Below are 12,740 nucleotides of genomic sequence, written 5' to 3' on the forward strand. Positions count from 1 at the left end.
ACAGCTTTATTTGGCAATCGTTACCTCAGGAAACGCACGTCAAGCCAGCTAAGTCGGCGAGTTAGGAAGTCTTAATGTCTGAACAACTCTATATTCAGCAACGAAACGCGCTACTACACCACCCATTATTTAGTTGGCCGGGACTTGGCGCATGGAGCTTTTATTTCCTTGTTAAAGTCGGACTTGCATTTACCGACCAGATTGAACTTCTCTTGCTATGGAACTATGCCCTTTTTGCATTTCTCGTCATTCCGCTTCCCTACCGAGCGGTTAAAGTTATCCGACAAATTCTGGCCGTTATCGCTGCTGTCGTTCTGCTGTATGTCGAGAGTCACCTTCCCCCCTTCGAAAGGCTGTTATCGCAATGGGAGCTGGTTTCCAATTTTAGTACTTGGTATATCTTAGAGCTTCTGGGCCGATTAATCGCAATCGAGATGGTCGCTATTTTTTTAGTGGCTTGGATTCTTTACATGTATTTGGCAAAGGTCTTGCGAATGACCGCGATTTCACTCGCTGCATTGCTGACATTTCCTTTTTGGCCACAACCAACCATGACCACTGGGCCACAGTTCGCAGCTGTTGGACCAGCGCCAAGAGCAATCGAAACATCCTCGGTTCAACCCATCGAGCAATCGCCGGATTCGATGCTTCGGCAATTCTATAACGCGCAGCAACAAATCCAATTAACCCCGCCGCCTGTCGCTGCTGATTTTGACATTCTCCTGATCAATATATGTTCGTTGTCTTGGCAGGACATTGAGCAGTTTGAGCTAACCGAACATGCATTTTTCCAGCGTGCTGATATCATTCTCAATAATTTTTATACCGGTAGTTCTTATTCTGGTCCAGCGACGTTGCGACTTCTGCAGGCAAACTGCGGTCATCGCCCGCACAGTCAGATTTTCAATCCGGACAATGCCTGCTTAGTCGGCAACCAATTGGAGCAATTAGGCTTTCGTAGTGAAATCCGCTTAAACCACACTGGAGCATTTGATAATTTCCTCAGTCAGATTAGAACGATAGGCGGCCTTGCTAACGCAAATTTCGTCGAGCCCTCGCAATTTCCTGAGAGCATGGTGGGATTTGATCAATCCCCTATTCAATCCGACCTTGCAGTACTTAGTGACTGGTTAGAAACCATTGATGAGCAACCGCGGTTTACTTTTTATAACTCCACGAGCTTGCATGACGGCAACCGACTTCCAGGTTTTCGGGGCAATAGTATTGCGAGTTATCGAACGCGCTTATTGACCTTACTCGACGACTTGAATCAATTGTTCGATGATATCGAAGCGAGTGGTGCACAAACATTAGTGGTGATTGTTCCCGAGCATGGTGCAGGATTACAGGGAGATCGGATGCAATTGCCTGGCATGCGCGAAATTCCAACACCAGCCCTGACTCACGTACCCGTCATGTTTAAGCTATTCGGTGTTGACGATGTCGACGTTCAATTGATCAACGCAAGTCGTCCAACCGGCCCGCTTGCCATTACCAGTGCCATTTATCAAATTATCGAGCAACGACCGTTTTCGGGCGGGCGTTATAACCCGCAAGATGTTGTGAACGGTTTACCTGAGACGCGTGCGGTTCTTGAAAATGACCGCGTCATCATGATTGAAGTAGATGGCGTGTTTTATCTACAAATAAACAATGGCGAGTGGCGTGAGTATCGCGGGTAGAGAAAACCCCAATCATTGAATATCCAACGACTGGGGGCACTTCAGAATGATTTCGGGGCTGTAACGCTCGGTTAGAATTGGTAACGGAAACCAATTTCAAAAGCGCGCTCAGGACCGACATAGATACCCTGCCGCAGACCCGAAATGTATTGCTTGTCAGTTAGGTTCTTGATTGAACCGAAAAGAGTTAAACTTTGATTCAATTGATATTGAGCAAACAAGTCATAAACAGTGTACGAAGGTAATAGTCCTCCCCAGATACCACCTGCGGCGTTACTTGGGATTTCCACACGATTACTTGGATCACCAAATTGCTCACCTTGGTAATTAGCCATAAGAGCCGCACTAAAGCCTTCATAACGGTACGACAAGCCTAGGTTAGCCATGTATTCCGGTGCATAAGGAATTCGGTTACCGCGGAATTCACCCGTCATAAATTCAGACTTTGGAATCCATGTTGCATTGGTATCCAGTTGCAAGCCTGCGCCCAAATCAACCGCAAATTGCAGCTCCACACCATAGTGCTCGGTCTTGCCGGCATTCGACTGCGATAAATTTGGATCGCTATTGCCAGTAACGACCTGATTATCGAAGTCCATCATGAATGCAGCCACTTCATAACTGATTCGCTCAACTGCACCGCGCACACCGATTTCAAAATTCGTCGAGCGTTCACCGTCAAGATTTTGATCTTGTAAACCATCAAGCGCTACACCATTCGCTGCTGGTGAAAATGCTCGATAAACACCCCCATATATCTCAGCGCTCGCGGTCAATTCAAACGTGGCACCAAAGCCCGGAAGTACTTCGGTGTTTGAGGTTTTCGCAGTCGCATTGCCTTGGCTCAAAATGGTGCGCACTTGCTCATAAGACTCAACGCGCAAGCCCGGTGTGACCGCAAGACGGTCGCTGACACGTAATTGGGTCTGTGCGTAAGCGGCGACACTGTCTGCACTATCCTGAATATGGCGGTCATTGATACCTGTGCGGTCATTTGCTCGCGATGCTCGGATGCGAGTATCATCCGACTCTTCGGTCATAAAACGTAAGCCGAATTCACTGTTTGCATCCATGTCTGCAATCGAGTGTCGATAAGCCAAACGTGTTTCCACCCCGAAACGCTCAAAGCTACGGTTATTACCGGTTAATTCATCGGTGTAGACCCAACGTCCAGCTGCATTTGAGGCCGCAGTGTCAACACCATAACGCCAATAGTCACGCGACACGTCACTCCAATACACCAATGTATTTAAAGTCACATCCGGACTGATCAACCACTCATGATTGACATCAAACGCCAATCGATCTTGCAAATACCAGTCATCAGGTGCGGGGTTATAGCGCTGACCATTGACATAATCGTCAAGCAAAAGGCCGCGATAAGAAATATTTGCATCGTTTTGGTGATAGGAAAACTTAAAACCAAGGCGCTGCTGGCCATTCAGTTCCATGCCGGCTTTAACCATGACATCCGTCATGTCGTAGCCCTTATCCATGAAACCGTCACTTTCTGCATGGGTAAACACCACTCCGGCAAAGGCATCGCCAGACGCATTGTGATTACCAGCCTCGAGATTGACCTCCCTCAGGTTGTGCGAGCCCACACGTGACGACAACATCACACCGTCATCAGGTGTCTTGGTTTGATAGTTGACAACGCCGCCTATTGTCGACGGACCATAACGCAACGACGATGAGCCTTTTAGAATCTCAACACGTTCGACTCGCTGAATGCGTGGGTTGTAGTAGCGGTCATTACCAATAAATAGCCCTGGAGCAATAGGAACACCATCCTCAAGAACCAGTGATTTCGACTCACTGGCCGACAAACCCCGAATACCGAAGTTAGTCACAATTGAAGACTCTTCTTCACCTTTAACATTAATACCCGCGATACGACGCAACACATCCTCATTTGACAAGGGCTGAACGCGCTCGATTTGCTCGCGGCTAATCAAATTAACGGTACCGGTTTCGTCGTAACTGTGGGCGCGACGCTCACCGCGGACGCGAATCACTTCGATACTTGGCATCCGCGATTTGCGGGCCTCAGCCTCCTCATTCTCTGTGGCTTGCGTTTGACCATGGGCCAAAGCAGGTGTAAAAACGACAGCGATTGCCAGTGCTAGCTTAGAAACTCGTGGTGATGAAGAAAACTGCATAAATGCTCCCCTAAATGAGTCATTGTATTTATCAACTGGGCGCATACTAAATGCAAATGAGAATGGTTGTCAATTAGATTTTCATTTATATTTAGGTACCTCCTTTGAGATGCAGTATCACATCACCAATATTCCGGCTCGGAGCCGAAATGCACGTTCCGGCTCCGAGCCGGAATGGTATCGCATTGATTGCTATGTATTTCTCAGATCTAGTGAATTTCGAAGGTATGCTATTTGTTAAAATGGCTATTTAGTTTCTTCAATATCCAACTGGTCTTTCTACACCGCAGCCACGTAAATATTCGATGAGAGTTTATGACTATATTGAGGTCTTATGGCGCAACTTGTTTGGTTTAGGCGCAATCTTCGGCGACACGATAATCCAGCACTTACGGCCGCGCTTGCAGCGGGCTCGACCTATGGCGTTTTCTTTTATGACGAACAGCTAACGGGAAGTTGGCTTGGAATACCTCGATGTGGTGTCCACCGCGCTCGCTTCCTATGGGAGTCGTTGACGGACTTAAAACAACAACTCTGTGCGCTCTCCGTGCCCTTAGAAATCTATCGTGGACAACCGGAAGATCTGTTGCCAGAGCTTTGCGCGCTATACGGCGTCACCCATGTGCACACCCAATCCCTGCCCGGCGCAGACGAACAGTTTCAACTCGCGCAATTAACTAGCAGGCTGCAAGCACTCAATATACAAACCATCGTTCATGAGGATTACACCTTATTGACCTATGCGCAGGTTAAAGAGCGTCATCCAACCGCCTTGGACTCGTTTAGTCGTTTTCGTAAGAAGTTGGCGCCCGTATTAAAAACGGAGTCCTTCTCACCGTCTGCTGTTACGCGCAAGCAAGCGCATGATCTTCATGTGTTACCTCAAGGTTTAACCGCATCACCGCTACCGCTCGTTGCAACGAATGAAATTCCCGATTGTTTCCCATTCGTCGGCGGCGAAACGCACGCCCAGCAACGTCTCAGCGACTATTGCAGTGAAGCGCTTTTCCATTATAAAGAAACCCGTAATGGTCTGCTCGGCCGCGATTATTCCGGCAAGTTATCACCTTGGCTTAATCTCGGCTGTATCTCTGTGCGGCAAGTGTACACGGCAGTAATGGCCGCAGAACAACAGCGCAATGCCAATCCTTCAACCGAATGGTTTGTGGTGGAGTTACTCTGGCGTGACTTTTTTCAGCATTGTTCGCGTGAACGCGGTACTGAGCTATTTCGCGGTGATTCAAATCAGCTGTCAAATGGTGAAAAGCCAGTTTGGGCGACGAGTCGATTTGAACACTGGCAACACGGCCAAACCGGTCACGAATTTTTAGATGCGGCGATGCGCGAACTCGAGGTCACGGGATTTATGAGCAATCGTGCCCGGCAAAATGCAGCATCGGCTCTCATTCACGATTTAGCCATCGACTGGCGACTCGGCGCAATGTGGTTCGAGAATCGACTGATTGACTACGATCCCGCCAGCAATTACGGCAATTGGCAATATATCGCAGGCATACATGGCAATTCGCGCGGAGGCAGTTGGTTTAACCTAAACAAGCAAGCTGAGCACTATGATCCAACCCATGCTTATCGACAATTTTGGCGAGCCGACGTGGTGACGAATGACACACCGTAAAGTGAATCTGCCGGAAAAGACCTGCCCAATCTGCCACCGACCATTTGCATGGCGTAAGAAATGGCAACGAAACTGGCCTAACGTCGTTTATTGCTCTGAACGTTGTCGTCGCTCCCGAGCTGACACCAAAGCTTGTTTAACAAATAAATCGTGACGCAGCGTGACCACGTATTCGACGGCGTCAGGAACGCCAAGCGCTGCAGTACATGATTGTTCGTCAGTCGCTTCCGTAAAGAACAAATGACGTTGTCGGTCATTTTCTCGCCACGCCAATGCCGCATGAGGGAAGGCATCACGCGGCCATTCTAAGCAAACTTGTGAATCCGACCGCCACACCTGAATCTGTTGGAGTCGTTGCTCCGTTATCTGCGGCCTTTCCCTGGTGTCAACGTGAAGCAATTGCGTATCCGCGCGGTAAACCGTGAGCGATACCAAGTCGTCATTGATAATCGTAACGGTGAACACCTCCGTTTTCGACTTCGCATTGCTTTGCGTTGCAAACGGGTATTCAAGAACGATACCATCACGACTTTGGCTAACCATGCGGTACTCGCCTGTATCGTTGGTCACATTGCCGGACTCTGGCAGGAGTCGCATCAGTTCCGCTTGATTCCCATCAATACGCCCGACAATCACTAATGCAGTACTGTCCGGTAACCAGGTCGCAGACGCGGCTCCCTCGTCATTAACGACAGCATTACACCCGCTAAGAAACAGTGCGGCTAAACTTATACGTGCGATCATTCGCTGCATGCGTGCCTCCTAACGTCTTGATAGCGTTCGTGCCGCTTCGGTGTCCCAATAAATCACATCAGCTTGCGGCAGATCTAGGCGTAACATGGTTTGTTCGCCACGCACGATTTCGAGCTGGCTCAGCTGTGCTGCTGGCACATCCAAGTAGACTTCAAAATAGCCGGCGCCACTCCCCTGTGTTTGACTATCTTCATGAATCGTCAAACGCCCAACAAATTGCTTGCCCGAAGTGTCCGTAGCCAATAGCGTATAAGGGCTAGTACCGAGCGTGTTCTGTGGTGCGGCAACTTCCATAATACTGCGAACTTGGGTGCCTAAAAATGGATGCACAACGCCGCTAATTCGAGTGACCAATGGTGCATCTGAAGCGGCAATTGCAGCATCGGCGACAAAGGGCTGTGACGGCGAACGTAATTGATAATCCTGCGCTTTCTCGTACACCCAGTCAGAAACATGCACCGGATTACAATAGCTCATTACGTCAGCAAGCGTATGTGGAAGACGTAATTGCGTATTATCGCGACTGACACCAACGCTGCCAATTGAGCTTGGGTTATAAGGAAACTCATTTTCAATGTTTACAGGATTACCACAGTCAATGTGTCGAACCGAAAAATTATGGCCGAGTTCATGACTAAACGTGTCAAGATCATTGGCACGGTCATAAGTCACACCGACGCGCCCAGGCACAAAGGCAACGCCCGCGGCACTGCCCCCCACTTCTTCAAAGCGGAAGAATCCATGATAATGACTTCCTGAGTTCTCACCTTCGGCTATGCGTAAATCAAGTAACTGATACAACAAATCTGCAGCTTCGGTCACTTCATCTTGGTTTTGCACGACATACGGCTCGCGAAAACGTAACTCAATACGACTAAATGGCCAATGTTGTTGGATCTTCTGGCGTAACACTTCTTCCGATTGAATGGTCGGCACGACATCATTCACGACCATGGGCACGATGGTTATGTACAAAGGAATCTCAGCAGAAAAGTTCGGAGTTTGCTGGTGAATCAAGGTGTCGTCCATGTAGACACTCACACGCAAACCTGTTTGCATCCATTCGCTCGGAATTTCAGTGTAATGCGCATATTCCAAGCTATCATGCTGCTTTTCCTCTGCTAAGGAGGTCGGTGAATGCAATGGCAATCGGGCGACTTCGCCATCTAAGTACAATTCTATTTCACCCGATGGTACAGGCGAGCCCGCTGGCCCAGTCATAAATACACGGAACAAAGCCGCTCGATTGGGCACAAGTTTCGGTGAAGTCTTCACCACGACTTGCCCCCAATCCACCGTTTCCAAGCGCACTCGATCTTCCGCAGAAGCCGCCAAAACGCGCTCTAGCGTTTCAAGTTTACGTTCACCAAAACCATCATCAAAAATAACTGACACTTGATATGCGCCCTGATTCGCGGGCAGCTCTGTTGAGCCTCGGGCGGCGCAGTTCTCGATCAGATACGCAGGGACGCGTGGCGTTTGATTGTATAAATCGAAGTGAATTTCACAGTTTAGATCGTTTAAATCAGCAGTTGAGTCAACTTCCCATGCGACTGACAGCGCTTCTTCCGTTAGGTCAGCACTCACCGCAGCGGTTAGTGGACCACGCTGCTCTGCACAATCCGTTCGATACGGCAAGCGCGGAACACTGATGGAATTGCCGTCGTAAAATATGCTCATTATCGCGCTTTCCGTCACTCGATGACGAGAATCCAAGCAACCATCTCCGAGAATATAAGCCCCCCACAAAGGCAATTGCAGCAAAGGGCGAATATCCAGTATCGGTGTATCACGGAAGATTAAGGTATTTAATTGCTCACTCGCTTGCAGCGGAGTCAAATCGGTAATAGGCGAACTATTAAAGCTTAACTGCCGCAATTCTGGGAATGGTTCGAGTGTTGTAATCGACGTGAAATTCAGCGTTAAATTTTCAAGTGGTAAATCCCTTACTTCGGAAAGGCTATCAATCCCCGTCTCAGAAATATCCAGCTGCGTGAGCGGTAATCCTGAAATCGGTGCCAAACGACGTAAGTTACGATTACTCGAAACATTTAAACGAACTAAGTTCACAGCATATTCTAATCCGGTTAAATCACGCACACCGCGGTTAGCGATGGACACATCCACTAGATCCGCCATTTTCTCGGCCGTAATCGGTTCATCGTCGTTGAGACTAAGATAAAAACGCAGCTCAGACTCCAAGACCGGATCAGGGATTTCAATACTTTCCTCATGGACAAATCGAACTACAACCTGGCAGTCCTCTCCGATGACACCCGTGTTGTAGTGCAGACCATCAAGCTGCCCTCGACACCCTGACACTTCATAGATTTCATGTTGTTCATCGGGCATCAAGGTAAAAGTGACGAACTCGCCAAAACTTACTTGTGCTGCCGGCGGATCAACTTGCCCTTGGCCGAGAACGAACACGCTGACATCAAATAATTCATTTTCATCGGGCAGGGTTGCCGTTACGACAAGATCACAGGACTCAGTTAACGGCCGGGTTTGTAAACTAAATTGATTCTCGCCGATGGCCTGAGGCTCTCTCACTGGACAGCCAGAAACTTCTTCAATTTGATAAAAAGGTTCAAGTTCGATTTCAAAGGTAAGTTCCTCACCATAGCTGACGTTCGCCTGTTGCGGGGAAATTGAGCCACCTTCTGGGATAGTCGCGGTTACCGCTAATTCAATTTTCTGTGCAACTGCAGAAACTGTACAGGCCGATGTAATTGTTCCCGTAGTATAGGTGCCATTACTATAAGACCCGCCGCAGCCGCTAGCTGACTGTAATTCGTAACCTTCAGCGAAAGACAATGAAAATGTCGTTGTTGCGCCACTTTGTACACTTCGTGAAGTCGGTGAAATGGTAATTTCATCGCTCACACTGGTCGACACCAAAAAGTTCTGCGGCGTCGAGCCACCAGAGCCATTTCCTCCGCTTCCGCCGCCGCCACAGGCTGTTAAAGACAAGGTGATAAGTGTTCCGAATAAAATACGGCTGTTGATCTGCATGCGATGAAACCTACTTAAATTCAATATCAGTTTTTATCATCACACAAAAATACAACAACTACACCCACATATATGTAACAAAAATTAACCGCAGCGTGTTCTCGCGAACCGGAAGATGCCTTTCCGGCTCCGAGCCATAATTATAAACCATTGTTTTATAAAGAAGTGACTTACTCGTTAGCACTGAGGTGAATCGTAATGTCAGCTTTTGGCAGACTGTCTAAATCATGTCCAAGAACGAGTGCGGTTTTATTCGCCAGCCAATCCTCAACGTGCTTTTTGAGGACCACCTGGTGGTCAGAATCAATGCCTGTGAACGGTTCATCCAAAATTACAAATTCAGGATTCTGCAAATACAAACGCGCTAACATGAGTCGTCGAGCTTGCCCGCCTGAGATTGCCGTACCGCCGGTACCGAGCCAAGTTTCTAGCTGCATCGGCATAGCCTTGACCTCCGAGTCTAACGAGGCGAAGACTAAAGCCTGCCATAATTGCTCATCGGAAGACTGCGGCGCCGCTATCCGTAGATTTGTCGCAATTGTTCCAGCTAAAACTTGGTTCGCTTGCGGGATGTAACCCATGACAGTTAACCAGTTTTCACTTTGATACAGTGAACGCAGATCGTCGTCAGCAAAAACCACACGGCCCTGATTTGGTATTAGACCAGCCGCCATATTTGCAATCGTCGACTTGCCAAGTCCTGAAGCACCAGTAACTGCAGTGATTTCGCCGCGTCGGATCAAAACGTCGTCGTGGAGTCGTAAACCGATAATACGTCGTACCGCAAAAACAGGCATAGCAAACGTTTCGTGGATGCGTGAACGAGCTTCATTGACAAGTCCCACCTGCCCTCCCTGTTCAACCACCGGCAAGAGCACCTCTGATAGCGCTAAAACAGCAAACACCTGTAACACCACCACAGGTAAACTTAAATCACCACTGTGATAAGCAATGAGCCCATAAAGCAAGATAACTGCAACGAGAATCTGCAGCATTGCAGTGACCATCATTTCAATGATGGTCAGTCGTCGTAAGCGTTGCTCTTGCCACTTGTTCTGTAATGCAGCGACTTCAGCGAGAGCATCAGCTCTTGCTCGCCAACGTCCAGCCGTCATCAGTTCTGCAGCGCCATCGTATAGCTCAATACTCTGTTCACGGACTAACTGTTGCTGCCGTACTTCTGCGCGTCCACGCTGATGACTTAAACGCTGACTAATCGGAACCGCCAGCAGCCAGATTAAAATAAATCCACAGGCGGTAATAATATGTAACCAGAAATGGCCCGACAAACTGGTCAAGACAATCAGTAACCAAACCACCAGTAAAGCCAAGGCGGCTGCAAGTGGCGGCGCGATAATACGAAGATACCAAGCGTCCAGCGTATTTAAGTCTTGCGTCAAACGCTGCAGCATGGTCGCTGTATTTAACTGGACAAATCGAGCTGGCGAGAACTGACTCACCTGCCGGAACAATTGGCTTCGCCACCAACTTTGGATGCGTAAAACCGTGTCATGGTGAATTAAGCGCTCAAAATAACGAGCGACTGTGCGCAATAGCGCAAAAAGGCGGATACCGGTGCCGGGCGTGAAAACATCAATCAAAACGACTGTGGTTGCCAAACCTGCGAGCGCTGTTGCAGTGATAAACCAGCCTGACAGTGCCAGCAAGCCTATTCCGGCCAATGCGGTTAAACTTAGAAGAATGAAGCCAAGTAGCAGTCGTTTCCGTTGTTGCCGGAATCCTCGGCGAAAAAAGCCTGGCATTAATCGCATGGGTGCTCCTCGCTATTACCGAGTGCAATAACTTGATCAGCAAACGGCACAAAATCGCGGCTGTGGCTCGCAACCACCAAACACACTCCCCGTTGCTTGACTTCTCGCAATGCGCTGCAGACAAACTCGGTACTGACCTTGTCGAGTTCAGCTGTTGGTTCATCGAGTAACATCAGGTCCGGTTTAAAACCTAGGTGAATAGCGAGTAGCCAACGTCCTAACGCAATACGTTTTGCTTCACCGCCAGAGACTCCCGCGCCAAACTCCGACATGTTGGTGTTCAGTCCCAATGGAAAGCGTTTCAGCATCGGTTCTAAACCAAGTTGACGGCATATCTCCAACGCTTGCTCCGTCAAAGCAGCTGTTGCGCTCGGCGATAGTTGCTCAGGTTGTTGTTCAGGCGGCAAGAGCGTCGCTAAATTCGTTAACACACTCGCGTTTCTAAGCCAGGGGGTTTGCGGTAAGTAGGCGATGTTGCGCAGCCCATGCGGTCGATACTTGTTTGTAGTAGCGTCATAAAACTGTAAGCCCGGAAGCAATCCCGCGAGTAGCTGAAGTAAGGTACTTTTGCCGCTGCCGGATGGGCCTGTCAGTAACGTCAGTTGTCCAGCCTCAAGGGTCAATGCTGGATAGTGAATCGGCACCCCCCGATCCGCATACGAATAGATCAAAGGCTTTGATTGCAGCGGAAAAACACATGGCTCGCCAGCGGTCTTAACCGCCGCAGGTGCTATTTGCCGAGACAATATCGAAGCTGCGCCCAGTGCTGCAGCGCGATCATGATAATACTGCGATAGCTGGCGCAAGGGTTGAAAGAATTCAGGTGCCAAAAGTAAGATGAGTAGCCCAGAGAACAAGGTCAGACTTTCTGCTGCTGGAAACGCATAATAACCAAGTAATGAGAAACCGATATAAATAGCTATCGCGGCAATCGCAATCGCAGCAAAAAACTCAAGAACCGCTGACGATAAGAACGCAATCCGCAAGGTCTTCATATTGAGCTCTCGGTATTCGTCATTTGCCGCATCGATGTGGCGTCGGGCCATGGGCAGTTTTTGCAACAAAAACAACAACGTTAAATTGCGAATTCGATCAATAAATATGCCCGATAAGCGTTGAATCGAGACGAGATGCTGCTGATGCACACGCTCTGCCCCCATGCCGATCAACGCCATGAAAAGCGGTATAAGTGGAGCGGTCACCAACAAGAATAACCCGGCTAGCCAGTTTAAATAGAAGACGACGATGAGAATGACGAAGGGCTGCCAAAACCCAAGCCACAACTGCGGCAAATAACGTCCGAAGTAGCCGGATAGATGTTCAATCGGCTCTATCAAGTCATTGGCGGCATTAGTATTCTTGTTCGACTGCCAATCCCCCTGATGAAGTTGCCACTGCCAATAGTCCAATACTTGCTGCTGAGCCCTCGTTTTCGCTTTAGTCGCTGTGCTGAGTGAAAACGATTTATAGAAAAATCCAGATACGACGCGAATAACAATGGTCAGCAATAACGTCCACCATAACCACTTTGTGTTCGCCAGCTGTTCTTGAAAAAAAGCCTCGATTAACCAAGCGCTGAGCGCAAACTGAACCACAAGCGTAAGCGACTGAACGCTCCCAAACAAACACGACCACAACAAAGAGCGACCTGTCGTCGCTCTTAGCTGTTGTAAATAACGTTTTTCTTGAGCAAACTTCACACTCACCGAATTACTGCTGC

General features: G+C 48.7%; 8 protein-coding genes. 3 read left to right on the top strand and 5 right to left on the bottom strand.

The window, feature by feature from the left end; genetic code table 11:
- Positions 1-74: 74 nt before the first annotated feature.
- Complete coding sequence (gene bcsG / locus LAT77_RS00795) at positions 75-1,682, top strand: cellulose biosynthesis protein BcsG (RefSeq protein WP_290562631.1); 1,608 nt, start codon at positions 75-77, stop codon at positions 1,680-1,682.
- Between the two features lie 71 nt (positions 1,683-1,753).
- On the opposite strand, the gene LAT77_RS00800 is transcribed toward bcsG, so the two are convergent.
- Positions 1,754-3,844 (bottom strand): TonB-dependent receptor, encoded by a 2,091-nt coding sequence (locus tag LAT77_RS00800; RefSeq protein WP_290562632.1) that lies wholly within the window; start codon positions 3,842-3,844, stop codon positions 1,754-1,756.
- A 334-nt stretch (positions 3,845-4,178) separates the two neighbouring features.
- On the opposite strand from LAT77_RS00800, the gene LAT77_RS00805 reads away from it, so the two are divergent.
- Both LAT77_RS00805 and LAT77_RS00810 read left to right on the top strand, forming a co-directional pair.
- Entirely contained in the window at positions 4,179-5,480 is a 1,302-nt protein-coding gene (locus tag LAT77_RS00805) for a DASH family cryptochrome (protein WP_290562633.1), read from the top strand.
- Positions 5,467-5,634 (top strand): DUF2256 domain-containing protein, encoded by a 168-nt coding sequence (locus tag LAT77_RS00810; protein ID WP_290562634.1) that lies wholly within the window; start codon positions 5,467-5,469, stop codon positions 5,632-5,634. Before LAT77_RS00805 ends, LAT77_RS00810 begins: the two co-directional genes overlap by 14 nt.
- On the opposite strand, the gene LAT77_RS00815 is transcribed toward LAT77_RS00810, so the two are convergent.
- The 4 genes from LAT77_RS00815 to LAT77_RS00830 all read right to left on the bottom strand — a co-directional run bounded on the left by LAT77_RS00815 (position 5,568) and on the right by LAT77_RS00830 (position 12,726).
- Complete coding sequence (locus tag LAT77_RS00815) at positions 5,568-6,233, bottom strand: hypothetical protein (RefSeq protein ID WP_290562635.1); 666 nt, start codon at positions 6,231-6,233, stop codon at positions 5,568-5,570. The two genes, LAT77_RS00810 and LAT77_RS00815, sit on opposite strands and share 67 nt — an antisense overlap.
- A gap of 9 nt (positions 6,234-6,242) precedes the next feature.
- Entirely contained in the window at positions 6,243-9,248 is a 3,006-nt protein-coding gene (locus tag LAT77_RS00820) for a hypothetical protein (protein ID WP_290562636.1), read from the bottom strand.
- Between the two features lie 170 nt (positions 9,249-9,418).
- The gene (locus LAT77_RS00825; RefSeq protein ID WP_290562637.1) at positions 9,419-11,020 is read right to left on the bottom strand and encodes an amino acid ABC transporter ATP-binding/permease protein; all 1,602 of its coding nucleotides are present in this window, start codon (positions 11,018-11,020) and stop codon (positions 9,419-9,421) included.
- The gene (locus LAT77_RS00830) at positions 11,011-12,726 is read right to left on the bottom strand and encodes an ABC transporter transmembrane domain-containing protein (RefSeq protein ID WP_290562638.1); all 1,716 of its coding nucleotides are present in this window, start codon (positions 12,724-12,726) and stop codon (positions 11,011-11,013) included. The genes LAT77_RS00825 and LAT77_RS00830 overlap by 10 nt, the downstream gene beginning before the upstream one ends.
- Positions 12,727-12,740: the final 14 nt, after the last annotated feature.

The organism is Aliidiomarina sp. (genome assembly GCF_022565475.1).
Classification (GTDB): domain Bacteria; phylum Pseudomonadota; class Gammaproteobacteria; order Enterobacterales; family Alteromonadaceae; genus Aliidiomarina.